The sequence below is a fragment of the Pseudomonas sp. AM4(2022) genome (genome assembly GCF_036346515.1).
GTDB classification, from domain to species: domain Bacteria; phylum Pseudomonadota; class Gammaproteobacteria; order Pseudomonadales; family Pseudomonadaceae; genus Aquipseudomonas; species Aquipseudomonas paracarnis.
Genome location: NZ_JAOTNW010000001.1, coordinates 1 through 26,343, shown reverse-complemented (window position 1 = coordinate 26,343; position 26,343 = coordinate 1). Strand labels below are relative to the sequence as shown.

The following is a 26,343-nucleotide window of genomic DNA, read 5'->3' as shown; positions in this document are numbered from 1 at the left end:
TGTGAAGAACTGGACCCTGCGCCAAAGGATTTTGGCGAGCTTTGCGGTAATTATCGCGATCATGCTGCTGATGGTCGTGGTCTCGTATTCGCGCCTGTTGAAAATCGAAATCAGCGAAAACTCGGTCCGAGACGATGCAGTGCCCGGGGTGTTTTTCAGCTCGATGATTCGCAGCGCCTGGGTCGACAGCTACCTGCAAACCCAGGAGTTGGTTGGGATCCACGAGAACCAGGGCATTTCCGAAGCCGACAAACAGGACTACAAGTCTTTTGAGGCTCGGCTTGAGCAACATATGGCCAGCTACGCCGGGACGATCAATATCACCCAGGATCGCACCGAATTCGATGCCTTCGAAAAACTGCACCAGAACTACAACCAGATTCTCGCCCAGGTCTTGGCGGCCCATCAGAGCAATAACGCCGCCGAAGCGTTGAGGTTGTTCAACGAGCAACTGACTCCCGCCTGGACAGCAGGCCGCATGAAGCTCAATGACATTATCAATGAGAACAAGCAGGTCGCCGACAACGCCACCGCCGCCATTGATGATGCGGTAGCGGCCGCGAAGATCAGCATGGGCGTTTCGCTGTTGCTGGCAATTCTGGCCGCCGCGCTGTGTGGCCTGTTGCTGATGCGCGCGATCATGGCGCCGATGCAGCGTATCGTTCAAATCCTCGAAGTCATGCGCACCGGCGACCTGAGCAAGCGCCTGAATCTGGAGCGCAAGGACGAATTCAACGCGGTTGAAACCGGCTTCAACGACATGATGACCGAGCTGACTGCCCTGGTGTCCCAGGCGCAGCGTTCATCGGTGCAGGTCACTACCTCGGTCACCGAGATTGCCGCGACCTCCAAGCAGCAACAGGCGACCGCGACAGAAACCGCGGCCACGACCACCGAAATCGGCGCCACTTCCCGCGAAATTGCCGCCACGTCCAAGGACTTGGTCCGCACCATGACCGAAGTCTCCACCGCCGCCGACCAAGCCTCGGTGGCTGCAGGTTCCGGCCAGCAGGGCCTGGCCCGCATGGAAGAAACCATGCACTCGGTGATGGGCGCCGCCGACCTGGTCAACGCCAAGCTGGCGATCCTTAATGAGAAGGCCGGCAACATCAACCAGGTGGTAGTGACCATCGTCAAGGTGGCCGACCAGACCAACCTGTTGTCGCTCAATGCGGCCATCGAGGCTGAGAAAGCCGGTGAATACGGGCGCGGCTTTGCCGTGGTTGCCACCGAAGTGCGCCGCCTGGCCGACCAGACCGCCGTGGCGACCTACGACATTGAACAGATGGTGCGTGAGATCCAGTCGGCGGTGTCGGCGGGGGTGATGGGCATGGACAAGTTCTCCGAGGAGGTGCGCCGCGGCATGTCGGAGGTGCAGCAAGTGGGCGAGCAACTGTCGCAGATCATCCATCAGGTACAGGCCCTGGCGCCGCGGGTGTTGATGGTCAACGAAGGCATGCAGGCCCAGGCCACCGGCGCCGAGCAGATCAACCATGCGCTGGTGCAATTGGGCGATGCCAGCAGCCAGACCGTCGAATCCCTGCGCCAGGCCAGCTTTGCCATTGATGAACTGAGCCAGGTTGCGGTCGGTCTGCGCAGCGGCGTCTCGCGTTTCAAAGTCTGATGAGCGAGCTTGCGGCTAAACGCGGTGCCGTCCCGGCAGCGAAAAAGGCGTTGTTCCTGGTGTTTCGCATCGGCAACGAACGCTTTGCCCTCAAGGCCACGGAAGTGGCCGAGGTGCTGCCGCGCCTGGCGCTTAAACCTATCGCCCAAGCGCCCTTATGGGTGGCGGGTATCTTCTCCCATCGTGGGGTGCTGGTGCCGGTCATCGACTTGAGCGCCCTGACGTTCGGCACTTCGGCCCAGGCGCGTACCAGTACGCGCCTGGTGTTGGTCAATTATCAGCCGCAGCCTTGGAGTGAGGCGCGTTGGCTGGGGCTGATCCTGGAGCAGGCCACCGACACCCTGCGTTGCGACCCCGCCGAGTTCCAGCCCTATGGCCTGGACAACCAACAGGCGCCATACCTGGGGCCGGTGCGCGAGGATGCCCAGGGCTTGATGCAATGGATTGGCGTTGCGGATCTGTTGACCGCGCCAGTGCGCGCCTTGCTGTTTTGCGCCGAGTTGAGCCTATGAGCAATGACCCCCGGTTTTTCGCGTTCTTGAAAGAACGCATCGGCCTGGACGTCGCTTCGGTGGGCGAGGCGATCATCGAACGCGCGGTGCGCCAGCGCTGCCAGTCGTCCCAGTCGCCGTCGGCGGAGGCTTACTGGCAACACCTGCAAACCTCCCATGACGAGCAGCAGGCGCTGATCGAAGCGGTGATCGTCCCCGAGACCTGGTTTTTCCGCTATCCCGAATCCTTTGCAACCCTGGCCCGCCTGGCCCAGGCACGCTTGGCCGAGATCAACCAGATGCGCGCCTTGCGTATTCTCAGCCTGCCGTGTTCGACCGGTGAAGAGCCCTATTCGATTGCCATGGCCTTGCTCGACGCGGGGTTGGCGCCCCACCAGTTCAAAGTGCAAGGCATGGACGTCAGCCCGCTGTCGGTGGAGCGCGCGCGGCGGGGTGTGTACGGCAAGAACTCGTTTCGCGGCGCCGACCTTGAGTTTCGTGACCGCCACTTCACTGAAGACGCAGGCGGCTACCGCATCGCCGACCGGGTGCGCGAACAAGTGCGCCTGCAAGTCGGCAACTTGCTGGACCCGGCACTGTTGGCGAACGAGCCAACCTACGATTTTGTGTTCTGCCGCAACTTGCTGATCTACTTCGACCAGCCGACCCAGAAACAAGTCTTTGATGTGCTCAAGGCATTGACTCACGTGGACGGCGTGCTGTTTATCGGCCCGGCCGAGGGCAGCCTGCTGGGGCGTCACGGCATGCGCTCAATTGGTGTGCCGCAGTCCTTCGCCTTCAGTCGGCATGTAGAGCCGACCCCGCCAGTAGCACCGGTTATCACGCCGGCGCCCGCACCCATACTGCAGCGCAGGGCGGCGCCGATACCGCTCAAGCCGCGACCGTTCAGCACGGTCAGCCCCCACGTACCACCGGTCAAGGCTACGCATACCGATGCCGGGGATTTGCTTAGCCAGATCGCAACCCTGGCCAACGAGGGCAAAAGTGCCGAGGCCCGAGCGGCCTGCGAGCGGTATTTGAGCAGTCACCCGCCGGCCGCCCAGGTGTTTTACTGGTTGGGGCTGCTCAGCGATGTGGCTGGCAGTGCCCTGGAGGCCCAGGGGTATTACCGAAAAGCCCTGTATTTGGAACCGCAGCATCCCCAGGCCCTGATGCACCTGGCCGCGTTGCTCGAGTCCCAGGGTGACAGTGCCGGCGCGCGTCGTCTTCAGGCACGCGCCGCCCGTAGCGAGCGAGCTGACAGTGAGTCCAAACGATGAGTAGCCCTGACGCGCTCGACACCGCAGGCCTGGACCTGACGCTGACCGATACCCAAGCCATTGACGACTGTTGGAACCGCATCGGTATTCATGGCGACAAGTCCTGCCCGTTATTGGCCGAGCATATCCACTGCCGCAATTGCTCGGTGTATTCCGCCGCCGCCACGCGCCTGCTTGACCGCTACGCCCTGCAACAGGACGACCATCACGCGCAGGCAACTGCCGAAGCGGATAACGAGGTGGTTACCCGTTCGCTGTTGATGTTCCGCCTCGGCGAAGAATGGCTTGGTATCGCCACCCGCTGCCTGGTGGAAGTGGCGCCGTTGCAGCCGATCCACTCGCTGCCGCACCAGCGCTCCCGGGCGCTGCTGGGCGTGGCCAACGTACGCGGGGCGCTGGTGGCGTGCCTGTCACTGGTGGAACTGTTGGGCCTGGACAGCACCAGTACCGGCGCCAGCGGCGGGCGGATCATGCCGCGCATGCTGATCATCGCTGCCCAGGACGGCCCGGTCGTCGTACCGGTAGATGAAGTAGACGGCATCCACGCCATCGATGAGCGCACCTTGAAGGCCGCATCGGTGTCCGGCACCCAGGCTAGCGCACGCTACACCCAAGGCGTGTTGCAGTGGAAAGGCCGCAGCCTGCGCTGGCTGGACGAAGCGCAATTGTTGTCCGCCGTGACCCGGAGCCTCGCATGACCCCCGACCAGATGCGCGATGCCTCGCTGTTGGAACTGTTCAGCCTGGAAGCCGATGCGCAGACCCAGGTGTTGAGCGCGGGCCTGCTGGCGCTGGAGCGCAACCCGACCCAGGCCGATCAGCTCGAAGCCTGCATGCGCGCCGCGCATTCACTTAAAGGGGCGGCGCGGATTGTCGGCGTGGATGCCGGGGTCAGCGTGGCCCATGTCATGGAAGATTGCCTGGTTAGCGCCCAGGAAGGCCGCCTGTACCTGCAACCTGAACATATCGACGCGTTGCTGCAAGGTACTGACCTGCTGATGCGTATCGCCACCCCGGGCAATGATGTGGGGCCGGCGGATATCGAGGCCTATGTTGCGCTGATGGAGCGCTTGCTCGATCCCTCCCAGCCGATTGCCACGCCCGTGCCAAAAACCAAGCCCATCCCCGCGCCGCGGGTTGACGCATTGCTGCTGGAGCCCGAGCTGGAGCCCGCGCCACCGCTCAGCAGTGAAGCGCCGCGCCAGAACAAACGCATGACTGAAGGCGGCGAGCGTGTGCTGCGGGTGACGGCCGAGCGCTTGAACAGCCTGTTGGACTTGTCCAGCAAGTCCCTGGTGGAAACCCAGCGGCTCAAGCCGTACCTGGCCAGTCTGCAGCGCCTCAAGCGCATTCAGAGCAACAGCTTGCGCGCGCTGGATGCCCTGGATGGCCAGCTCAAATCGCTGGATCTGAACCTGGAAGCCCAGGAAGCCCTGGCCGATACCCGTCGCCTGCTGAGTGAAGCGCAGGCCCTGCTGGCGGAAAAAAACGCCGAGTTGGATGAGTTCGGCTGGCAGGCCGGCCAGCGCGCCCAGGTGCTCTATGACACCGCATTGGCCTGCCGCATGCGGCCGTTTGCCGATGTACTGGCCGGGCAGGTGCGCATGGTGCGTGACCTTGGTCGCAGCCTGGGCAAGCAAGTGCGCCTGGAGATTGAGGGCGAAAAGACCCAGGTCGACCGTGACGTGCTGGAAAAACTCGAAGCGCCGCTCACCCATTTATTGCGCAATGCCGTCGACCACGGCATCGAAACCCCTGAGCAACGCGTGCTGGCGGGCAAACCGGCGGAGGGCTTGATTCGCCTGCGTGCGTCCCATCAAGCCGGGTTGCTGGTGCTGGAGTTGAGCGATGACGGCAACGGTGTCGACCTGGAGCGCCTGCGTGGCACTATTGTCGACCGGAATTTGTCGCCCGTGGAAACGGCTCTGCGCCTGAGCGAAGAGGAGCTACTGACCTTCCTGTTCCTGCCGGGGTTCAGCCTGCGTGACAAAGTCACCGAAGTGTCCGGGCGTGGTGTGGGCCTGGACGCGGTGCAGCATATGGTTCGCCAGCTGCGCGGCGCGGTGGTGCTGGAACAGACGGCGGGGCAGGGCAGTCGCTTCCATCTTGAGGTGCCGTTGACCCTGTCGGTGGTGCGCAGCCTGGTGGTGGAAGTCGGCGAAGAAGCCTATGCCTTTCCCCTGGCGCATATCGAACGCATGTGCGACCTGGCGCCCGACGACATCGTGCAATTGGAAGGTCGCCAGCACTTCTGGCATGAGGGCCGACATGTCGGCCTGGTTGCCGCCAGCCAGTTGCTGCAGCGCCCGCCGGGGCAGACCCCGTCAGATACCTTGAAAGTGGTGGTGATCCGCGAGCGCGATGCGGTGTACGGGATTGCCGTGGAGCGCTTTATCGGCGAGCGCACGCTGGTGGTGTTGCCGTTGGATGATCGCCTGGGCAAGGTCCAGGACATTTCTGCCGGGGCCTTGCTCGATGACGGTTCGGTGGTGTTGATCGTCGATGTCGAAGACATGCTGCGTTCGGTGGATAAATTGCTCAACACCGGCCGCCTGGAGCGCATCGCCCGGCGCAGCCAGCAGGCCACCGAAGCGCCGCGCAAGCGCGTGCTGGTGGTGGACGACTCACTGACGGTGCGCGAGCTGCAACGCAAATTGTTACTCAACCGTGGTTATGAAGTCGCCGTGGCGGTCGATGGCATGGATGGCTGGAACGCATTGCGCTCCGAGGACTTCGACCTGCTTATCACGGATATTGATATGCCTCGCATGGACGGTATTGAATTGGTCACACTTTTGCGCCGTGACAGTCGCCTGCAATCATTGCCGGTGATGGTGGTTTCCTACAAGGATCGTGAAGAAGACCGCCGCCGTGGCCTCGACGCCGGGGCCGACTATTATCTAGCCAAAGCCAGTTTCCATGACGACGCCTTGCTCGACGCCGTGGTTGAACTGATTGGAGGCGCCCGGGCATGAGGATTGCGATCGTCAATGACATGCCTCTGGCGGTGGAAGCCTTGCGCCGAGCCTTGAGTTACGAGCCCGCCCACGAGGTGGTGTGGGTGGCCAGCAATGGCCTGGAAGCGGTGCAGCGTTGCGCCGAGCTGACCCCGGACCTGATCCTGATGGACTTGATCATGCCGGTGATGGACGGTGTGGAGGCTACCCGGCAGATCATGGCCGACACGCCATGCCCGATCGTGATCGTCACCGTCGACCGCCAGGCTAACGTCAGCCGTGTATTCGAAGCCATGGGCCACGGCGCCCTGGATGTGGTGGACACCCCGGCACTGGGCGTGGGCAACCCCAAGGATGCGGCGGCGCCCCTGTTGCGCAAGATCCTCAATATTGGCTGGCTGATCGGCCAGCGCGGCACGCGGGTGCGTGCCGAAACCCCGCCGCAGCGGGTCACCGGCAAGCGTCAACGGCTGGTGGCGATTGGTTCTTCCGCCGGTGGGCCGGCGGCCCTGGAAGTTCTGCTCAAGGGTTTGCCCCGGGATTTTCCGGCCGCCATCGTGCTGGTACAGCATGTGGACCAGGTGTTTGCCGCCGGCATGGCCGAGTGGTTGAGCAGCGCTTCCGGCCTGCCGGTGCGCCTGGCCTGTGAAGGCGAGCCGCCTCAACCCGGCGTGGTATTGCTGGCCGGCACCAACCACCATATTCGCTTGTTGAAAAATGGCACGCTAGCCTATACCGCAGAGCCGGTGAACGAGATTTACCGGCCGTCGATCGACGTGTTTTTCGAAAGCGTCGCCAGCCACTGGAACGGTGACGCCGTCGGCGTCTTGCTCACCGGCATGGGTCGCGACGGCGCCCAGGGCCTCAAGCTGATGCGGGAACAAGGATATTTGACCATCGCCCAGGACCAACAGAGTTCGGCGGTGTATGGCATGCCCAAAGCGGCGGCGGCGATTGATGCTGCTGTTGAAATTCGCCCACTGGATAGAATTGCGCCCCGATTGCTGGAGGTCTTTGCAAAATGAACAAAAATCTCCCGCCGTGCTGGCTTGCAGGTAGTAATTCAGGTGACTGCACATGAATGATTTACAGCTCGACGACTTCAAGACCGACGAAAACGCCGCCATGGTGTTGCTGGTCGATGACCAGGCCATGATCGGTGAAGCCGTGCGGCGTGGCCTGGCCCATGAAGAAAACATCGACTTCCACTTTTGCGCCGACCCGCACCAGGCAATTGCCCAGGCGATCCGCATCAAGCCCACGGTGATCCTGCAAGACCTGGTGATGCCGGGCCTGGACGGCCTGACCCTGGTGCGCGAATACCGCAATCACCCGGCCACCGCGAATATCCCGATCATCGTGCTGTCCACCAAGGAAGACCCGCTGATCAAGAGCGCGGCCTTTGCGGCCGGGGCCAACGATTACCTGGTCAAGCTGCCGGACAACATCGAGTTGGTGGCGCGCATCCGCTACCACTCGCGCTCTTACATGACCCTGTTGCAGCGCGACGCGGCCTACCGCGCGTTGCGGGTCAGCCAGCAACAGTTGCTGGACACCAACCTGGTGCTGCAACGCCTGATGAACTCCGATGGCCTGACCGGGCTGTCCAACCGCCGCCACTTCGACGAATACCTGGAGTTGGAATGGCGCCGCGCCATGCGCGACCAGACCCAACTGTCGTTGCTGATGATCGATGTGGACTTCTTCAAGACCTTCAACGACAGCTTCGGCCACGTCGAGGGCGACGAAGCCCTGCGCAAAGTCGCCAACACCATCCGTGAAGCCAGCAGCCGCCCTTCGGATTTGCCGGCGCGCTACGGTGGCGAAGAGTTCGCACTGGTCCTGCCCAACACCTCGCCGGGCGGCGCACGCCTGGTGGCAGAAAAACTGCGCATGGCGGTGGCGGCGTTGAAAATCCCGCACATCGCCCCGGCTGAAGGTGCCAGCCTGACCATCAGTATTGGGCTGTCGACGTTGACACCGGTCCAGGGTACCGATTGCCGACAGTTGATCATGGCGGCGGACAAGGGCTTGTACACGGCCAAGCATAATGGGCGTAATCAGGTGGGCATCGAGTAATCCCAAGCGTCGCGCACCTCATGTGGGACTGGCTTGCCTGCGATAGCGGCGCATCTGTCACAGAAGTACCGACTGATACACTGATATCGCAGGCAAGCCAGCTCCCACATTTGATCGCTATCTGGCTATGGATCCTGTACAAACCCCCGCCTTTTCGGCCAAGCGGACTGCCGTTCGCAGCCGTTTGCCGTTATACTCGCCGGCTTTCAAAAGTTCGCCAACGAGTGCTGCCCGCCATGGAAATCAACCCGATCCTTAACACCATCAAGGACCTGTCCGAGCGCTCCGAAACTATTCGGGGGTATCTTTGACTACGATCAAAAGCATGAGCGTCTGACTGAGGTCAATCGCGAGCTTGAAGATCCGAGTGTCTGGAACAAACCTGAATACGCCCAGGAACTGGGGCGCGAGCGCGCTGCGCTGGCACAGATCGTCGATACCCTCGACGAACTGAACACCGGCCTGGGTGATTGCCGCGACCTGCTGGACATGGCCGTCGAAGAAAACGACGAAGGCGCAGTGGGCGATGTCGTCGCCGAGCTGGCCCGTCTCGAGGAAAACCTCGCCAAGCTTGAATTCCGCCGCATGTTCAGCCATGAAATGGACCCGAACAACGCCTACCTGGATATCCAGGCCGGTTCCGGCGGCACCGAGGCCCAGGACTGGGCCAACATCCTGCTGCGCATGTACCTGCGCTGGGCTGACAAACGCGGTTTCGACGCGACCATCATGGAACTGTCCGCCGGTGAAGTGGCCGGTATCAAGGGCGCGACCGTACACATCAAGGGCGAATATGCCTTTGGCTGGCTGCGCACCGAGATCGGCGTGCACCGCCTGGTGCGCAAGAGCCCGTTCGACTCCGGCAACCGTCGCCACACGTCGTTCTCTGCGGTGTTCGTCTCGCCAGAGATTGATGACAAGGTGGAAATCGAGATCAACCCGGCCGACCTGCGGATCGACACCTACCGTTCCTCCGGTGCCGGTGGCCAGCACGTAAACACCACCGACTCGGCCGTACGTATTACCCACGTACCGACCAACACTGTGGTCAGCTGCCAGAACGAACGTTCCCAGCACGCCAACAAGGACACCGCCATGAAAATGCTGCGGGCCAAGTTGTACGAGCAGGAAATGCAGAAGCGCAACGCCGCTTCCCAGGCGCTGGAAGACACCAAGTCGGATATCGGCTGGGGCCACCAGATCCGTTCGTACGTGCTCGATGCCTCGCGGATCAAGGATCTGCGCACTAACATCGAACGCAGCGACTGCGACAAGGTACTCGACGGCGATATCGACGAATACCTGGAAGCCAGCCTGAAATCCGGCCTCTAACACCCTCTGTGGGAGCGGGCTTGCCCGCGATCCCCCGCCGAAGGCTGGGGGCAACGAACCTGATGGAATATTTAAAGACATGAGCGACCAACAACTCGACCCGCAAGCCCTGCAACAGGAAGAAAACTCCCTGATCGCCCTGCGCAAGGAAAAGCTTGCTGCCGAGCGCGCCAAGGGTAACGCCTTCCCCAACGACTTCCGCCGCGACAACTACTGCGATGCCTTGCAGAAGCAATACGCGGACAAGACCAAGGAAGAACTGGCAGAGGCTGCGATCCCGGTCAAGGTGGCAGGTCGCATCATGCTCAACCGTGGCTCGTTCATGGTGATCCAGGACATGACCGGTCGCATTCAGGTCTACGTCAACCGCAAGACCCTATCCGAAGAAACCCTGGCCTCGGTGAAAACCTGGGACATGGGCGACATCATCGCCGCTGAAGGCACCCTGGCCCGTTCCGGCAAGGGCGACCTGTACGTCGAGATGACCAATGTGCGCCTGCTGACCAAGTCCCTGCGCCCGCTGCCAGACAAGCACCACGGCCTGACCGACACCGAGCAGCGCTATCGCCAGCGCTACGTTGACCTGATCGTCAACGAAGACGTGCGCCAGACCTTCCGCGTACGCTCGCAAGTCATTGCTCACATCCGCAGCTTCCTGATGCAGCGTGACTTCCTGGAAGTGGAAACCCCGATGCTGCAGACCATCCCGGGTGGTGCCGCAGCCAAACCGTTCGAAACCCACCACAACGCGCTGGACATGGAAATGTTCCTGCGTATCGCGCCGGAGCTGTACCTCAAGCGCTTGGTCGTGGGCGGCTTTGAAAAGGTGTTCGAGATCAACCGCAACTTCCGTAACGAAGGCGTCTCTACCCGTCACAACCCTGAATTCACCATGTTGGAGTTCTACCAGGCCTACGCCGACTACGAAGACAACATGGACCTGACCGAAGAACTGTTCCGCGAGCTGGCACAGCTGGTGCTGGGCAGCACTGACGTGCCGTACGGCGACAAGGTGTTCCACTTCGGCGAGCCATTCGTGCGCCTGTCGGTGTTCGACTCGATCCTCAAGTACAACCCCGAGCTGACCGCTGACGACCTGAATGACATCGACAAGGCCCGCGCCATCGCCAAGAAAGCCGGCGCCAAGGTGCTGGGCTTCGAAGGCCTGGGCAAGCTGCAGGTGATGATTTTCGAAGAACTGGTGGAGCACAAGCTGGAACAGCCGCACTTCATTACTCAGTACCCGTTCGAAGTGTCGCCGCTGGCCCGTCGCAACGACGACAACCCGAACGTCACCGACCGTTTCGAGCTGTTCATCGGTGGCCGCGAAATCGCCAACGCCTATTCGGAGCTTAACGACGCGGAAGACCAGGCCGAGCGTTTCATGGCCCAGGTGGCCGACAAGGACGCCGGTGATGACGAAGCCATGCACTACGATGCCGACTTCGTTCGGGCCCTGGAGTACGGCATGCCGCCGACTGCCGGTGAAGGCATCGGCATCGACCGTCTGGTGATGTTGTTGACCAACTCGCCGTCGATCCGCGACGTGATCCTGTTCCCGCACATGCGGCCGCAAGCGTAACCGTAGCGAAATCCGAAGCCGCCTTTTATAAGGCGGCTTTTTTATGTGGCCTGTTCAAGTGGTGCTCGTCAGTGATCGTTCCCACGCTCCGCGTGGGAATGCACCCTGTGACGCTCCGCGTCACCTCTAAAGGAAGAAGTGTGGTGAACCGCGTAATAGCTCAAGAAGGTGCCGCCGGCATTGCTGCTGCCGTGGCTGAAAGCGTTCAGTACCAGGGCCGCAAGGCCAGCCGACGGGGCAGCGAGCAACGCCGGCAAGACATTCTCGATGCGGCCATGCGTATCGTCGTGCGCGATGGCGTGCGGGCCGTACGTCACCGGGCAGTGGCGGCGGAGGCGGGGGTGCCGCTGTCGGCCACCACCTATTACTTCAAAGACATCGACGACCTGCTCACCGACACCTTCGCCCAATACGTGGAGCGCAGCGCTGCTTTCATGGGCAAGCTGTGGGTGCGCAACGAAGGCCTGTTGCGCGAGATGGTCGCCTATGGCGATGGCAGCCCGGAGTCGCGCTCGCAACTGGCCGATGATATCGCGCGCCTGACCGCTGACTATGTGCTGCGCCAACTGACCAACCGCCGCGAATACCTGATGGCTGAGCAGGCTTTTCGCCAGGAAGCCCTGCTCAACCCGCGCCTGGCCGAACTGGTACGCTCCCATCAACAGATCCTGTTACAGGGCACCGGGCAGTTTTTCCAGGTATTGGGCTCCCGTGAGCCGCAGCAGGATGCCAAGGTGTTGACGGCTATCATCAGTCGGATGGAATATCAGGGCCTGTTGGGCGGTGCAGAGCCTCTGACCGGTGACGAGATGCTTGAAATCCTCAAGCGTTACATGCACCTGGTATTGGCCTCGGTCTAGCCCTGTGCGCAATCTGCTTTGGGTGGGAGCAGGAAAGCCAGCTCCGACCACTGATGGGCCTGCTGCTCAGATGTGAAGCCGTGCGCTACCTGCGCGTGGGCCAATAACGTTTAAAGAGGAAGCACCGGGTGGACGATTACCAGCAGACGATACGCACCTTGTCCGATCGCATTGTGCTGGCGCAAACACCGATCCGCGTCCTTGATGCGGTGAAATGGGACGAGAACATTCGCCAGGGATTTCTCAAGGCCAAGGGCAAGGCGATGCCTGCCGTAGACCGTGATTACTACCTGAACCGTCCGCTATCGTTCGATTCCAGCGCGGTGAAGCTGGAATTCCAGAACATCGAGCGCGACATCACCCGTCGCCTTGGGCAATTCAGCCCGGTGGGGCAGATCATGCGGCGTATGTGCCGCGAATACCGCATGGTGGTGCGCATGCTTGAAGCGCGCGGCACCGAGGACTTCGGTCTGATTTCCCAAGAGCTTTACGGCGCCGCCTCCGATGCGTTCCACGCTGGCGACCCGACCCTGGCCGACCTTGGTCTGATGCTCTCCGATTACCTGAACAACATTGATGGCCGCGGTGACCTCAAGGACGAAGCCAAGACCCTCACCGCCAAAGATGCGGTCAGCCTGCTGCAAACCCGTCTGAACAAAGTGTTTGGCGAAGCGGAGGAGACCATCCGGGTGTTCGAGTCCGATGGCATCGTCGCCGACGCAGCGGCGGGCGCTGACTACATCAAGATCCGCGCCGACGCGATGTTCAACGACCGCGACGTGCGCGCTTTGGAAGTGCATGAGGGCCTGGTGCATGTGGGCACCACCCTCAACGGCCAGAACCAGCCGATCTGCACGTTCCTGTCCAAGGGCCCGCCGTCGTCCACCGTTACCCAGGAAGGCCTGGCGATCCTGATGGAGATCATCACGTTTGCCTCCTACCCCAGCCGCCTGCGCAAACTCACCAACCGGACCCGCGCCATCCATATGGTGGAAGAGGGCGCCGACTTCCTGCAGGTGTTTGAATTCTTCCGCGAGCAAGGCTTTGAAATGGCCGAAAGCTATGGCAATGCCAGTCGGGTATTCCGTGGTTCGGTACCGACCGGCCTGCCATTTACCAAGGATTTGTCCTATCTCAAGGGCTTTATCATGGTCTACAACTACATTCAGCTCGCCGTACGCAAAGGCAAGCTGGAACAGGTGCCGCTGCTGTTTTGCGGCAAGACCACCCTTGAAGACATGCGCACCCTGCGCCAATTGGTCGACGAAGGCCTGGTGGTGCCGCCCAAGTACCTGCCGGAGCAGTTTCGCGACATGAACGCGCTGGCGGCCTGGATGTGCTTCTCCAACTTCCTCAACCACTTAAGCCTGGACCGGATCGAGGCGGATTATTCCAATATTCTGTAACCGACGAAACCGAATCAAAAAATGTGGGAGCAGGCAAGCCAGCTCCCACATTTGATCTGCACGGGTCTTCAGAACTTTCGCGAGGCTTCAACGGATGAGAATCCTCGGCATTTTATGCCTGCTACTCACATTGAACGGCTGCAGCTCCTTACTGTTCTACCCCGAGCCCGGCCTGCCCTTCACTCCGGAAAAAGCCCACCTGCAATACCGCGACGTCACGCTCAGCACCGCAGATGGTGTGAAACTGCACGCCTGGTGGCTGCCGGCCAAACCCGGTGTACCGCTCAAGGGCACCGTCCTGCATTTGCACGGTAATGGCGGTAACCTCGCCTGGCACCTGGGGGGCAGTTGGTGGTTGCCGGAACAGGGCTATCAAGTGCTGCTGTTGGACTATCGTGGCTATGGCCTGTCGGAAGGCAAGCCATCGTTGCCGGCGATCTACCAGGATATCGACGCCGCTTTCAGCTGGATCGACAAGGCGCCTGAAACTCAGGGTCAGCCGCTGATTATCCTCGGCCAAAGCCTGGGTGGTGCACTGGCGGTGCATTACCTGGCAGCCCACCCGGAGCGTCAATCCCAACTCAAGGCGCTGGTATTGGACGGCGTACCCGCCAGTTATCGTGACGTAGGACAATTCGCCTTGAGCACTTCCTGGTTAACCTGGCCGTTGCAGGTGCCGCTGTCATGGCTGGTGCCTGACGGCGATAGTGCGATCAATGTCATGCCTTCGCTGACCGGCGTGCCCAAGCTGCTGTTCCACAGCCTGGATGACCCTATCGTGCCGGTGGCCAGTGGCATCCGCCTGTATCAGGCCGCGCCCCCGCCCAGGGTGTTGCAACTGACCCGTGGCGGCCATGTGCAGACCTTTGCCGACAAAACCTGGCAAACCGTCATGCTGCGTTACCTGGACGACCCGCAGCACTTCAACGGGTTGCGCCGCCTGGGCGAAATCCCGAATTACCCTGTTCCTAAAGTTGATTCATCAGAGAGCCCGCAATGAGCGAAGAACGCAACATGATCCCGCTGATCCTCACCGGCATCGGCACCATCATCGGCACCGTAGGCTGCCTGTGGTACTACGGCTACCTGCACTTCGCCAAGCCCGAAGATGCGTTGCTACTCAGCGACTTCACCATGCTCAAGACAGTGCCGGGCGAGGATTACAAGATCTCCCTGACCCCGGCTGCGCAAGTGGCGCAGTGCGTCGACGGCGTACTGGTGATGTTCGATACCGAGCAGAAAGGCTTGAGCGGCGTGCTGGTGAACAGTAAGAAGCAGGCCGTACGTTGCATGGGCCAGGAAACCCCGCAGCTGCAACAGTGAGCCCGGCTCTTTGCGTGGTATGAAAAGAACCGTTGGGTGTACCGGTTAGTCGCTCAGGGCCACCCCGAACCTCTATAGGCTGGAACCATCTTCAACCGCGTGCCACAGATGATGGACTGATTGGTTTGGCTGATCAGCCCACTTTATTTATCACTCTGGAGTACGAGTTTATGGATGGTATTGGCGCAGCACCTTCAGTTGGCGCGGGCAATTCGGGAGGCGCCCAGGGACCTTCGCAAGGTCTTGATCAGCAAATTCAGCAGCTCCAGGAGCAAATTCAAGCTAAACGCGGCGAAGGTTCCCAAGATTCCGGTTCCGGTTCCGGTTCCGGTGGTTCCGGTGGCTCTCAAGGGGCTGGAGGCGCTCAGGGTTCCCAAGGCGCTGGTGGGGATGAGAGTCTTGAAGAGTTGCTCAAAAAACTGGAGAAACTGATGGCAGAAAAAAATGCGGCCCAAGGGGCACAAGGCGGTGAAAGTGGCGCATCGGGCCAAGGCCAAATCCAGATGGGCGGCGGTGAGAGTCAAGGCTCGATCAACTACTGATCGGCAACCCTAGAAGAACCCGCCTTTTTGCGGCGGGTTTTTCATATCAGCGGCCTTACAGCCATCATCGCGGGATCTTGTACCCAATTATTTGGAACCCAATTGCGTCAGGTGCCACAAAAGGCAATGTAATTACGCGAAGTGGGGGCGGGAAGGCAGTGATAAGAGTTGATGCGATACGCAATATGCTGGCCATGGCCAGGGCGCATCAGGCGTTGGAGCGGGCGGATGCGCAAGAGCAGGCGCGTAATCAGTTGGCAGGTTGCTCATCTGATACCTCCCGTCATAACAAAAAGATAACGCCGCCGGATGAAGATACTGATCGCATGATCAAGTTTCCCTAGTCAAAAAAACCACCGTTTCTGGTGGTTTTTTTGTGGCAATCGCAGCACCTTCGGATACCTCAATGACTAAAGCTTGAATACGCTTTCATGAACGGCAACGAAAAAGCCCCGCCTGAAGGCGGGGCTTTTTACCAGACCAATGATCAGTTAGCGACGGAAGACCGTGGCTTGACCGGCTGGTTGTCGTTAGAGATTGTCACTTCAACGCGGCGGTTCATGGCGCGGCCGGAAACGCTGCCGTTATCGGCAACCGGATATTCCTTGCCATAACCCTGGGTCACGATGCGCGAGATATCCACGCCTTGTTGAGCCAGTGCACGTTGAACGGAAGCGGCACGGCGCTCCGACAGGCTCTGGTTGTACGAGTCAGAACCGGTGCTGTCGGTGTAGCCTTCGACGATCACTTTACGGTCTGGGTTATCGCGCAGGAACTGAGCCAGCTTGGTGATGTTCACCAGACCGCTGGATTTCAGGTCGGACTTGTTGGTGGCGAACAGCACGTCACCGAAAGTCACCAGGGTGCCACGATCGGTTTGCTTGGCGTTCAAGCTGTTTTGCAGTTGCTTGATCTGCGCATCACGCGCGTCCAGCAGGGCGCGAGCGCGTTCGTCACCGGCGTTTTTCAGCTTGGCTTCGGACTCGCGCAGGACGATGGTGTCCTTGGCCACTTCAACGCGCTGGTTGGTCAGGTAGGCCAACTGGTCGACTTTCTTCTCGTCTTCCTTGTCGCGGTAGGCCTTGTCAGCCTTGTCCAGCCAGTCGCTGGCGTCTTTGGTTTCCAGCGCAGCCAGCTTGGTGGCTTGCGGGTTGGTTTGCAGGGACGAGAAATTGGTCCGCGCATTTTCCAGGTTCGCGTTCGGCGGGGTGGAGCAGGCCGCCAAGGCAACGCTCATCGCCAGCAGGGCAGGGATCATCAATTGTTTACGCATAGTCGTGTCGTCCTTTCAATTCGATATCAGGTGCGATGCAGTCAAGTGGCAGCGGCTTACTTCTGCATGATTGCAGCTGGGCGCATGCCTTCTTTACGCAGTTCGTCAACAGCCTTCTGGGAATCCTTCACAGCCTGTTGAGCCTTGGCAGCCTGGGCTTTACGCTCAGCGACGCGGGCATCCCACTCGGCTTGTTCAGCCAATTGGCGAGCCTTGTCGTAGTTCTTGTCGTGCATGGCAATCTCAGCTTCTTTGAGCTTGTCCTGGGCCGACTTCATTTCCACCGCTGCGTACTCAGTGCCGCCGGCGCTGACTGCGCTGTTGACGGCCGATTGGGTCACGGCGTACTGCTCGGTTGGAGGGTTGCCGGCGCAGCCCGCCAGAACGAAGCTGGTGCCGATTGCCAGCGCGGCCAATTTGAGCCCGCGCAGGTGGTTAAACGAGGATTTGGCAGTGCTGGTGTTCATCGTCTTCAACTCCATTGGATAACTCCTGAAAAACATCAAAATCCATCGGGGCGTATCGATTTCGGGCCCGTCGGTAAAGCACATGGCGTCCGTTCAAACGACCGTTCCACAAGTGATGGCTACTGGCTGTGACCGGAGGCTTTTTTCAAAAGTTCAGCGGATATGGCGATTTGCCTAAAAAAATATCTGACTGACTGGTCAGTGTTTGAAAAATGGAACTTTCGCGGCATGCGGCGGTACCTCCGGGCCTGTAAAAGGCCCGGAATACGGGGGTTTAATTGACGTCAATAAATGTTTGTCAGTGCTTTTGTTCGTCAGCGACGGCCGACAAATCGTGCAAGTGGCGACGGGATAACGTGAGAAAACGTGGCGTGGGGCCGACGTCTTCATACAGCGGGTCACCCTCTTCGTCGGTGGCGATTACCTGCTGGCCCTGGATGTAGGGAAAGCTGGCTTCCAGCTCTTCCAGGGCGGCACCGATCAGTTCGCCAAGCAATTCTTCGACATGGCGCTTGGGGTACATCTCGGCAATGGCCGCCAGCCGGGCGGCGGCTTCTACATCCAGATGGATTGCGTATTCAGTCTTGGTTAAACGACCCTTGGCGGTTTCTTCCCAATGCTGGGCCAGTTCTCGAATTTTCATGGCTACCTCAATAAAACCTGCGATGGCAGGCGGTGATGAGTGACCAGCCGCCTGCGTGAATAACGCGGCGACTCCCCGTTGAGACTAGCTGTAAGCGCCAAGGTTTAAAGTCGTTTGCGTTCGGCCTTGTCAGAAACCGACGTCGACGGCACTCTGAAGCACCTGCGCGTCCCGGATTTCTGGCTGGAGATTGGCTGATGAGTGATATCGATGCACGCTTGCGTGAGGATGTTCACCTGCTGGGTGAGCTGTTGGGCAACACCATTCGAGAGCAGTACGGCGAGGCTTTCCTCGATAAGATCGAGCAGATCCGCAAAGGCGCCAAGGCCGACCGCCGTGGAGCCATTTCGCAGAATGCCGCTGGTGATGAACTGAGCGCCAGCCTCAATCAGTTGCAGGAGGAGGAGTTGCTGCCCGTGGCGCGGGCCTTCAACCAGTTCCTCAACCTGGCCAACATAGCCGAGCAATATCAGTTGATTCATCGGCGCGATGAATCGCAACCTGCGCCGTTCGAATCCCGGGTCTTGCCGCAATTGCTGGCCCGCCTGCAAAGCGAAGGGCACAGCAATGAATCCCTGGCCCGGCAGTTGGCGCGGCTGGACATCGAGCTGGTGCTCACCGCCCACCCCACCGAAGTGGCCCGCCGCACGCTGATCCAGAAATACGATGCCATTGCCGCGCAACTGGCCTTGCAGGATCACCGTGACCTCACCACCGCCGAGCGCGAGCAGATTCGCGAGCGCTTGCAACGCTTGATCGCCGAAGCCTGGCACACCGAAGAAATCCGGCGCGTGCGCCCCACGCCGGTGGATGAAGCCAAATGGGGCTTTGCGGTGATCGAGCATTCGCTGTGGCACGCCATTCCCAATTACCTGCGCAAGGCCGACCAGGCCCTGCACGCCGCCACCGGCCTGCACCTGCCCCTGGAGGCTGCGCCGATTCGCTTTGCTTCGTGGATGGGCGGCGACCGTGATGGCAACCCGAATGTCACCGCGCCGGTCACCCGCGAAGTGCTGTTGCTGGCGCGTTGGATGGCGGCGGATTTGTATCTGCGCGACATTGATCAGCTGGCTTCCGAGCTGTCGATGCAACAGGCCAGCCCGGCGTTGCAAGCCAAAGTCGGCGACAGCGTCGAACCTTATCGTGCCTTGCTCAAGCAACTGCGTGAACGCCTGCGCGCCACGCGCCAGTGGGCCCACACCTCGTTGACCAGCACCACCCCTGCGCCGGCCGAGGTGTTACAGGACAACCGCGACCTGCTCGACCCGCTGCAGCTGTGCTACCAGTCGCTGCATGAATGCGGCATGGGCGTGATCGCTGATGGCCCGCTGCTCGACTGCCTGCGCCGTGCCGTGACGTTCGGCCTGTTCCTCGTGCGCCTGGATGTGCGTCAGGACTCCAGCCGTCACTCGGCGGCCATGACCGAAATCACCGATTACCTGGGCCTGGGGCGTTATGAGGACTGGGATGAGGATGCGCGTATCAGCTTCCTGACCCAGGAACTGACCAATAGGCGGCCATTGCTGCCGGGTTACTTCAGACCCTCGGCGGACACTGCCGAGGTATTGAATACCTGCAAGGAAATCGCCGCCGCACCGGCGGCGTCATTAGGGTCGTATGTCATCTCCATGGCGGGCGCCGCGTCGGATGTGCTGGCGGTGCAACTGCTGCTCAAAGAGTCGGGCGTACAACGGCCGATGCGCGTAGTGCCGTTGTTCGAGACCCTGGCCGACCTGGACAACGCCGGGCCGGTGATGGAGCGCCTGCTGCAACTGCCGGGTTACCGCGCGCGCTTGCAGGGCCCGCAGGAAGTGATGATTGGCTACTCGGACTCGGCCAAGGACGCGGGCACCACGGCCGCCGCCTGGGCACAGTACCGCGCCCAGGAACGCCTGGTGGATATCTGCCGCGAGCAACAGGTGGAGCTGTTGTTGTTCCACGGTCGCGGCGGCACCGTTGGCCGTGGCGGTGGTCCGGCACACGCGGCCATCCTGTCGCAGCCGCCGGGCTCGGTGGCGGGGCGTTTCCGCACCACTGAGCAGGGCGAGATGATTCGCTTCAAGTTCGGTCTGCCGGATATCGCTGAGCAGAACCTCAATCTCTACCTGGCCGCTGTACTGGAAGCGACCCTGTTACCGCCGCCGCCTCCCGAGCCTGCCTGGCGTCATCTAATGGACGAATTGGCGGCAGATGGTGTCAGCGCTTACCGTGCCGTGGTGCGGGAAAATCCGCAGTTCGTCGAGTACTTCCGCCAGTCCACGCCGGAGCAAGAGCTGGGCCGTTTGCCCCTGGGCAGTCGCCCGGCCAAGCGTCGTGCGGGCGGGATTGAGAGCTTGCGCGCCATCCCATGGATCTTTGGCTGGACCCAGACGCGCCTGATGCTGCCCGCCTGGCTGGGCTGGGAAGCTGCACTGAGCAAGGCGCTGGAACGTGGTGAAGGTCAATTGCTGGGGCAGATGCGCGAGCAGTGGCCGTTCTTTCGCACGCGCATCGACATGCTGGAAATGGTCCTGGCCAAGGCCGATGCCGATATCGCCCGTCTTTATGATGAGCGCCTGGTGCAGCCTGACCTGCTGGCATTGGGTGCGCACTTACGCGACCTATTGTCGCAGGCGTGTGACGTGGTGCTTGGCCTGACCGGCCAGTCGCAGCTGCTGGCTCATAGCCCCGACACCCTGGAGTTCATCCGCCTGCGCAACACCTACCTCGACCCGTTGCACCTGTTGCAGGCCGAGTTGCTGGCGCGGTCTCGTCGACAAGAGGCGGCGCAAGACAGCCCTCTGGAACAGGCGCTGCTGGTGTCCGTGGCCGGTATTGCCGCCGGTTTGCGCAACACCGGTTGAGGTTTCTTGCGTGTTCTCAACGGCTTGCGGAACAACCACGACGACCGCCCTGAAAAGGGCAGTCGTTGTTTGAGGAGGCGGGTTGCGCTCAGGCTCACCCTGGCGCTGACGCATGTACGGCGCGGGTTTCTCCTACTTTTGGCGGCTTGTATGGTGAGGGCCCGCTGTGTATCTTGATCAGCCTTTGGCCGTTTGATCGGCCTAGAACCACATTTTTACGAGATTGGCCCCACGCGGCGAATCCGAGCGTCATCTCTATAAAAAATTGAGGAGCACATCGATGCGCGTCATTCTGCTGGGAGCTCCCGGGGCCGGTAAAGGTACTCAGGCAAAGTTCATCACTGAAAAATTCGGCATTCCACAAATCTCCACCGGCGACATGCTGCGTGCGGCCGTCAAGGCTGGCACCGAGCTGGGCCTGATCGCCAAGAGCGTGATGGACAGCGGCGGCCTGGTCTCCGATGACCTGATCATCAACCTGGTCAAGGAACGCATCAGCCAGGAAGACTGCAAGAACGGTTTCCTGTTCGATGGCTTCCCACGCACCATTCCCCAGGCTGAAGCCTTGGTGAAGGCGGGCGTTGAGTTGGACGCCGTGGTCGAAATCGCGGTTGAAGACGAAGAGATCGTCCAGCGTATCGCTGGCCGTCGTGTTCACGAAGGCTCGGGCCGGGTGTACCACGTCGTCTACAATCCGCCGAAAGTGGAAGGCAAGGACGATGTCACCGGCGAAGACCTGGTGCAGCGTAAAGACGACACCGAAGAAACCGTGCGTCATCGCCTGTCGGTCTACCATTCCCAGACCAAGCCTCTGGTGGACTTCTACCAGAAGTTGTCCGCAGCCCAGGGCAAGCCGAAATACAGCCACATCCCAGGTGTGGGCTCGGTAGAGGCCATCACCGCCAAGGTGCTGCAAGCACTGAGCTGATCCTTTGATCGGCGGCACAGACAACGGCCCGCTTGCGGGTCGTTGTTGTTTATACTGGCGCACTTTTTTCCGACTTGGACACCCACACCGATGAGCACCCTGCTGGCCCTGGACACCGCGACTGAAGCTTGCTCCGTTGCCTTGCTGCACGATGGCAAGGTTACGAGCCACTACGAGGTGATCCCGCGCCTGCACGCGCAGAAATTGTTGCCGATGATCAAGCAATTGCTTGAGGACGCCGGCACCACCCTGGCGTCGGTGGATGCCATCGCGTTCGGCCGTGGGCCCGGTGCATTCACTGGCGTGCGCATTGCCATTGGCGTAGTGCAGGGCCTGGCCTTTGCCCTGGAGCGCCCGGTGTTGCCGGTGTCCAACCTGGCGGTACTGGCCCAGCGCGCGTTGCGTGAGCACGGGGCGTCGCAAGTGGCCGCGGCAATTGATGCGCGCATGGATGAGGTTTACTGGGGTTGCTACCGTGAGACCGCAGGCGAAATGCGCCTGGTCGGTGCGGAAGCGGTGCTGGCCCCCGAAGCGGCGCAGTTGCCCGGTGACGCCAACGGCGATTGGTTCGGTGCCGGCACGGGCTGGGGTTATGGCGAACGTATCAAGGTGACCTGTGCCGAGCAGGACGCGGCGATGTTGCCCCACGCCGAAGACCTGCTGGCGTTGGCGCGTTTCGCATTTGAGCGCGGCGAGGCGATTGCGGCGGACCAGGCAGCACCGGTGTACCTGCGCGATAAAGTCGCGCAGACCAAGGCCGAACGCGGGATTATTTGACGCCAAAAATGTGGGCGTTCGGCGGCAAACTTCGCCAATCGTCAGAATTTGCCTGGGTTTTTAAACCTTTTACAAATTATGTGTTCTAGTTATCACCAGAGCATTTGCGCGCCATGGAAAGTGCCGCTAAATTGCCATCATTGATACCGAGTCTGCATGTATGCGTATAGACGGTTTTTCCTCACAGTCCTACCCCCTCAAGCGTAAGCCGCGCAAGGCGAGCGTGACGGTAGACGAGTCCGTCGAGGATTCACCGGACTTCATCGAAGTACACACGGATGCGCCTTCCAAAGCTCAAGGCGCCTCGAGCGCACGCATCAGCGGCGTTCCTGCCCGTCAGCAAGACATGGTCTTTCCCCGTTCCATGAGCAAAAGCGTTGCCACCGCCTTGGCCAGCTACCTGACCACTGCCGGCTTTGTCGAATGGGATATGGAAGTGCTGGGTCTCGATATCCATATCTGATGCGTTTGCCTTATTACATCGGCTGCCCGTCCTGGAGTGAAAACGCCTGGCGCGAGTATCTGTATCCCGTTGAGGCGCGTTCCAGCGACTACCTCGGGCTCTATTCACAGGTCTTCAACGCCGTTGAGGGCAATACCACTTTTTACGCTCGCCCCTCGGCCGCCACTGTGCAGCGCTGGGCCGAAATCATGCCTGATGATTTTCGCTTCACCGCCAAATTCCCCGGCGATATCAGCCATGCTGGCGATTTGCGTGAACAGTTGCCGGCGGCAGAAAGTTTTGTCGGCTTGATGAGCCCTTTGGGTGAGCGCGTTTCACCGCTGTGGCTGCAGCTCTCGAAGGGCTTTACGCCGCCACGCCTGGCGGAGCTGGCTGGATTTCTCGATGGCATTGATCGGCCGCTGGCTGTGGAGGTGCGTCATGAACAGTTCTTCGCCAAGGGTGACGCTGAGCGCAGGCTCAACCGCCTGTTGCGCGATCGCGGTGTCGAGCGCATCTGCCTCGATCCACGTGCCCTGTTCAGTTGTACTTCCACATCGGAAGCGGTGCTGCATGCCCAGTCCAAAAAGCCCCGGGTGCCACCGCGCCCAGCGGCACTGACGCAGTTTCCCCAGGTGCGCTTTATCGGGCATCCGGACCTTGAGGCCAATGACCCGTTCCTGATTCCCTGGGTGGAAAAGATCGCCAGTTGGATCGAAGAAGGCCGCACGCCCTATATGTTCCTGCACACGTCGGACAACCGTCTCGCGGCACAGCTGGCGCTACGTTTCCACGCCAAGCTGATGGTGCGTCTGCCAGGGCTACCGCCGCTGCCTGCCTTGCATCGAGAACCCGTGGCGGAGCAGCTCGGGCTACTTTGAGGGTTGAGCCGTGGGTGTGGTCAAGACATTGAGTGTGTTGCTTGTGCTGGTGGGTGCCTTTGCGCTGGCTGTCTGGCGGGGTTGGGTGCCGATGCCGCCTGAATGGAATCCCTGGGCGCCCTTGGATGTGCGAGCGAGCCCCAACCTGTTGACGCGCTACAAGCTCAGTCGTTTGCAGGATGATCCAGCGCTGTGTGACCAGGTATTAAACACCTCCGGTCTGCGCGTGAGCCGCCAGGCCGATACATCGGCTGATGCGGCGTGCCCCTTGCGCAATGTCCTGCGTGTGCAGGGCGCTGACGTGGCCTTGAGCAGCAGCTTTCTCGCCAGTTGCCCGCTGGCGGTGGCGTTCGCGTTGTTCGAGCGCCACAGCCTGCAGCCGGCGGCCCAGGCCGTGTTCGGCCAGGCGGTGAGTCGGGTCGAGCATTTGGGCAGTTTTGCCTGCCGTAATATCTACAATCGCGCCGACGGTCGACTCAGCCAGCACGCCTCGGCCAATGCCCTGGATATCGCCGGTTTTCGCCTGGCGGATGGGCGCAGCATCAGCGTGCTCAAGGATTGGCCGGGGCAGGGCGACAGTGCGCGTTTCCTGCGCTTGGTACGCGATGGCGCCTGTGATGATTTCAACGTGGTGTTGAGCCCGGACTACAACGCTGCTCATCGCAACCATTTCCATCTGGACATGGGGCGTTGGTGGGTGTGTCGCTAGGGTTCAGGCGGCCAGGCGCAGGTTGTGGGTCACCAGCGGGCGCGCCCAGTAGTAATCGAAATCCAGGGCCTTTTGTTGCGCCAGCAATTCTTCTTCGGGGTACGGCGTGGCGGCCGGTGGCAGCAGGTCCAGCTCGAATTCGGCAATCGGCAGGTACAGCGGGCGTGGTTGTGGCGCCGGGCCCGGCGCGGGTAGCGGTTGGCCGGCGTTCAGCACAATGGGGCGCACCCACTCGCTCTCAAATACTTGTTGGCGTTGCTGGGCGATGACTTCTTCTTCCGGGAACGGCGTCGCGGCCGGTGGCAGCAGCTCGGTTTCGAACTCGGCAATTGGCAGGAACAGCGGCGCAGGTGGCACGATCTCGGTGTCTTTCACATCGCACTCACGCTGGGTGAGGATCTGCGCCAGCAGGTCGGCGCCTTCGCGGGGTTCAACCGCCGGATCTGCCGGGGCAGGTGCCTTGGCGGCGAGCGCGTCCGGCGTTTCACCGAGCTGCTCGGCCAACGCACGGGCGAAGAAGTCCTGCCACACATGACTCACCCCGGCCAACGCTTGGGTATTGCGCAGGCCGTAATGGTTGTGGGTCGGCAGTACACCGGTGGAAAGGGGGAGAATGTCTGACATTTTTCTCGGTCGACGCTCAGCTCTGGCAAAATACCTGACTGTGATTTTTATCGGCCGTTGTTTGCCGATCCTTAATATTTTTGAGCGTGCCGATTGATGAACGAACAACCAGCGGCCAGCCGCATCCAGGTCCAAGCCTTGGCTGACAGCTTCCAGGCCCGCGCTGAACAATGGGCTTCGCTGTTGGGGTTGCCTCTGCAGGTGGCCGATGCGGATTTTTCCCTGCAAGTGGGGGAGCACGGCTTGCAATTGCAACAGCTTGGGCCTGATGCGCCAGGGCCGGTGCGGGTCGACTTTGTCGAAGGCGGCGCGGCGCATCGGCGGTTGTATGGCGGCGGCAGCGGGCAGATGATCGCCAAGGCGGTAGGCATCGCCCAGGGCGTGCGCCCGCGGGTGCTGGACGCCACAGCGGGCTTGGGCAAGGACGCGTTCGTGCTGGCCAGCCTCGGGTGTGAGATGAGCCTGATCGAGCGCCAGCCGTTGATCGGCGCCTTGCTCGAAGATGGCCTGGCCCGCGCTGCCGAGGATTTTGACGTGGCGCCGATTGTGGCGCGCATGAAGCTGCTCAAGGGCAACTCCATCGACGTGATGCTCAATTGGCAGGGTGAGCCGCCTCAGGTGATCTACCTGGACCCGATGTTTCCGCACCGTGAGAAAACTGCCCTGGTGAAGAAGGAAATGCGCCTGTTCCGCCCGTTAGTGGGCGACGACCCGGATGCCCCGGCGCTGCTCGCGGCGGCTCTGGCGCTGGCCAGCCATCGTGTGGTGGTCAAGCGGCCGCGCAAGGCACCCTGCATTGAGGGGCCGAAGCCGAGCCATGCGCTGGATGGCAAGTCCAGCCGCTATGACATTTATCCCAAGAAAGCGCTCAAGCCATAAGCTGCAAACAGCAGCACTTATCTCGCTGAGGCGGCGAGATCAAACTGTGGGGGCTGGCTTGCCTGCGATGACGGCCTGACAGCCGACGCCTATCGGCCTGACACCCCACGTTCCAAATGTGGGAGCTGGCTTGCCTGCGATAGCGGCCTGACAGCCGACGCCTATCTGCCTGACACCCCACGTTCCAAATGTGGGAGCTGGCTTGCCTGCGATAGCGGCCTGACAGCCGACGCCTATCTGCCTGACACCTCACGTTCCAAATGTGGGAGCTGGCTTGCCTGCGATGACGGCCTTACAGCCGACGCCTATCTGCCTGACACCCCACAATCCAACTGTGGGAGCGGGCTTGCTCGCGAAGGCGGCTTGGCAGTCAACACAGTTGGATTGTGTACATATCCATTG

Annotated in this window: 25 protein-coding genes; 21 read left to right on the top strand and 4 right to left on the bottom strand. The window is 61.0% G+C overall.

The window, feature by feature from the left end; translation table 11 throughout:
* Position 1: 1 nt before the first annotated feature.
* From ODQ19_RS00125 to ODQ19_RS00060, 14 genes are all read left to right on the top strand, one after another.
* Positions 2–1,624 carry a methyl-accepting chemotaxis protein gene (locus ODQ19_RS00125; protein ID WP_116666789.1) on the top strand — a complete coding sequence of 541 codons (1,623 nt, stop codon included), beginning with the start codon at positions 2–4 and terminating at the stop codon, positions 1,622–1,624.
* Positions 1,624–2,136: a chemotaxis protein CheW gene (locus ODQ19_RS00120; RefSeq protein WP_330209031.1), complete on the top strand. Its 513-nt coding sequence runs from the start codon at positions 1,624–1,626 to the stop codon at positions 2,134–2,136. Before ODQ19_RS00125 ends, ODQ19_RS00120 begins: the two co-directional genes overlap by 1 nt.
* A complete protein-coding gene (locus ODQ19_RS00115) occupies positions 2,133–3,395 on the top strand; it encodes a CheR family methyltransferase (RefSeq protein ID WP_330209030.1) in 1,263 nt (420 codons plus the stop codon). Before ODQ19_RS00120 ends, ODQ19_RS00115 begins: the two co-directional genes overlap by 4 nt.
* Positions 3,392–4,093, top strand: a complete 702-nt coding sequence (locus ODQ19_RS00110) for a chemotaxis protein CheW (RefSeq protein WP_003189074.1) — start codon at positions 3,392–3,394, stop codon at positions 4,091–4,093. Before ODQ19_RS00115 ends, ODQ19_RS00110 begins: the two co-directional genes overlap by 4 nt.
* Positions 4,090–6,369: a hybrid sensor histidine kinase/response regulator gene (locus tag ODQ19_RS00105; RefSeq protein ID WP_330209029.1), complete on the top strand. Its 2,280-nt coding sequence runs from the start codon at positions 4,090–4,092 to the stop codon at positions 6,367–6,369. The genes ODQ19_RS00110 and ODQ19_RS00105 overlap by 4 nt, the downstream gene beginning before the upstream one ends.
* Positions 6,366–7,376, top strand: coding sequence for a chemotaxis response regulator protein-glutamate methylesterase (locus ODQ19_RS00100; protein ID WP_003189079.1), 1,011 nt, complete (start codon positions 6,366–6,368; stop codon positions 7,374–7,376). The genes ODQ19_RS00105 and ODQ19_RS00100 overlap by 4 nt, the downstream gene beginning before the upstream one ends.
* A gap of 52 nt (positions 7,377–7,428) precedes the next feature.
* A complete protein-coding gene (locus ODQ19_RS00095; RefSeq protein WP_116666784.1) occupies positions 7,429–8,430 on the top strand; it encodes a response regulator in 1,002 nt (333 codons plus the stop codon).
* A gap of 236 nt (positions 8,431–8,666) precedes the next feature.
* Positions 8,667–9,762 (top strand): peptide chain release factor 2 gene (gene prfB, locus ODQ19_RS00090; protein WP_096001736.1). Its coding sequence is split into 2 segments (ribosomal slippage): positions 8,667–8,738 and positions 8,740–9,762, totalling 1,095 coding nucleotides; the frame shifts between segments, so codons are not numbered across the junction.
* A gap of 79 nt (positions 9,763–9,841) precedes the next feature.
* Entirely contained in the window at positions 9,842–11,344 is a 1,503-nt protein-coding gene (lysS, locus tag ODQ19_RS00085; RefSeq protein ID WP_003189082.1) for a lysine--tRNA ligase, read from the top strand.
* 143 nt (positions 11,345–11,487) lie between these two features.
* On the top strand, positions 11,488–12,204 hold the full coding sequence (locus tag ODQ19_RS00080) for a TetR/AcrR family transcriptional regulator (RefSeq protein ID WP_014717200.1): 717 nt from the start codon (positions 11,488–11,490) through the stop codon (positions 12,202–12,204).
* A 128-nt stretch (positions 12,205–12,332) separates the two neighbouring features.
* Positions 12,333–13,610 (top strand): flavohemoglobin expression-modulating QEGLA motif protein, encoded by a 1,278-nt coding sequence (locus tag ODQ19_RS00075; protein ID WP_014717201.1) that lies wholly within the window; start codon positions 12,333–12,335, stop codon positions 13,608–13,610.
* A gap of 94 nt (positions 13,611–13,704) precedes the next feature.
* Entirely contained in the window at positions 13,705–14,610 is a 906-nt protein-coding gene (locus ODQ19_RS00070) for an alpha/beta hydrolase (protein WP_330209028.1), read from the top strand.
* Positions 14,607–14,933, top strand: coding sequence for a hypothetical protein (locus ODQ19_RS00065; RefSeq protein ID WP_330209027.1), 327 nt, complete (start codon positions 14,607–14,609; stop codon positions 14,931–14,933). The genes ODQ19_RS00070 and ODQ19_RS00065 overlap by 4 nt, the downstream gene beginning before the upstream one ends.
* Before the next feature lie 125 nt (positions 14,934–15,058).
* On the top strand, positions 15,059–15,475 hold the full coding sequence (locus ODQ19_RS00060) for a hypothetical protein (protein WP_330209026.1): 417 nt from the start codon (positions 15,059–15,061) through the stop codon (positions 15,473–15,475).
* Positions 15,476–15,962: 487 nt separating this feature from the next.
* Here the strand turns inward: ODQ19_RS00060 and ODQ19_RS00055 are convergent, their stop codons facing one another.
* From ODQ19_RS00055 to ODQ19_RS00045, 3 genes are all read right to left on the bottom strand, one after another.
* On the bottom strand, positions 15,963–16,748 hold the full coding sequence (locus ODQ19_RS00055) for an OmpA family protein (RefSeq protein ID WP_003189093.1): 786 nt from the start codon (positions 16,746–16,748) through the stop codon (positions 15,963–15,965).
* Between the two features lie 56 nt (positions 16,749–16,804).
* A complete protein-coding gene (locus tag ODQ19_RS00050) occupies positions 16,805–17,230 on the bottom strand; it encodes a DUF4398 domain-containing protein (protein ID WP_003189094.1) in 426 nt (141 codons plus the stop codon).
* Positions 17,231–17,513: 283 nt separating this feature from the next.
* The gene (locus ODQ19_RS00045; RefSeq protein ID WP_014717206.1) at positions 17,514–17,858 is read right to left on the bottom strand and encodes a hypothetical protein; all 345 of its coding nucleotides are present in this window, start codon (positions 17,856–17,858) and stop codon (positions 17,514–17,516) included.
* 197 nt (positions 17,859–18,055) lie between these two features.
* On the opposite strand from ODQ19_RS00045, the gene ppc reads away from it, so the two are divergent.
* The 6 genes from ppc to ODQ19_RS00015 all read left to right on the top strand — a co-directional run bounded on the left by ppc (position 18,056) and on the right by ODQ19_RS00015 (position 24,438).
* Positions 18,056–20,701, top strand: coding sequence for a phosphoenolpyruvate carboxylase (gene ppc, locus ODQ19_RS00040; protein ID WP_330209025.1), 2,646 nt, complete (start codon positions 18,056–18,058; stop codon positions 20,699–20,701).
* Positions 20,702–20,981: 280 nt separating this feature from the next.
* Complete coding sequence (gene adk / locus ODQ19_RS00035; RefSeq protein WP_003172225.1) at positions 20,982–21,629, top strand: adenylate kinase; 648 nt, start codon at positions 20,982–20,984, stop codon at positions 21,627–21,629.
* 90 nt (positions 21,630–21,719) lie between these two features.
* Positions 21,720–22,406: a tRNA (adenosine(37)-N6)-threonylcarbamoyltransferase complex dimerization subunit type 1 TsaB gene (gene tsaB, locus ODQ19_RS00030; RefSeq protein WP_330209024.1), complete on the top strand. Its 687-nt coding sequence runs from the start codon at positions 21,720–21,722 to the stop codon at positions 22,404–22,406.
* A 160-nt stretch (positions 22,407–22,566) separates the two neighbouring features.
* Positions 22,567–22,869 carry a hypothetical protein gene (locus ODQ19_RS00025; RefSeq protein ID WP_116666777.1) on the top strand — a complete coding sequence of 101 codons (303 nt, stop codon included), beginning with the start codon at positions 22,567–22,569 and terminating at the stop codon, positions 22,867–22,869.
* Positions 22,869–23,729, top strand: a complete 861-nt coding sequence (locus ODQ19_RS00020; protein ID WP_330209023.1) for a DUF72 domain-containing protein — start codon at positions 22,869–22,871, stop codon at positions 23,727–23,729. Before ODQ19_RS00025 ends, ODQ19_RS00020 begins: the two co-directional genes overlap by 1 nt.
* Positions 23,730–23,739: 10 nt before the next feature.
* Positions 23,740–24,438, top strand: a complete 699-nt coding sequence (locus tag ODQ19_RS00015; protein ID WP_116666775.1) for an extensin-like domain-containing protein — start codon at positions 23,740–23,742, stop codon at positions 24,436–24,438.
* Positions 24,439–24,441: 3 nt separating this feature from the next.
* Here ODQ19_RS00015 and ODQ19_RS00010 read toward each other — a convergent pair whose 3' ends face one another.
* Positions 24,442–25,062: an energy transducer TonB gene (locus ODQ19_RS00010; RefSeq protein WP_330209022.1), complete on the bottom strand. Its 621-nt coding sequence runs from the start codon at positions 25,060–25,062 to the stop codon at positions 24,442–24,444.
* Positions 25,063–25,158: 96 nt separating this feature from the next.
* On the opposite strand from ODQ19_RS00010, the gene ODQ19_RS00005 reads away from it, so the two are divergent.
* On the top strand, positions 25,159–25,941 hold the full coding sequence (locus tag ODQ19_RS00005) for a class I SAM-dependent methyltransferase (protein ID WP_014717213.1): 783 nt from the start codon (positions 25,159–25,161) through the stop codon (positions 25,939–25,941).
* Positions 25,942–26,343 lie beyond the last annotated feature (402 nt).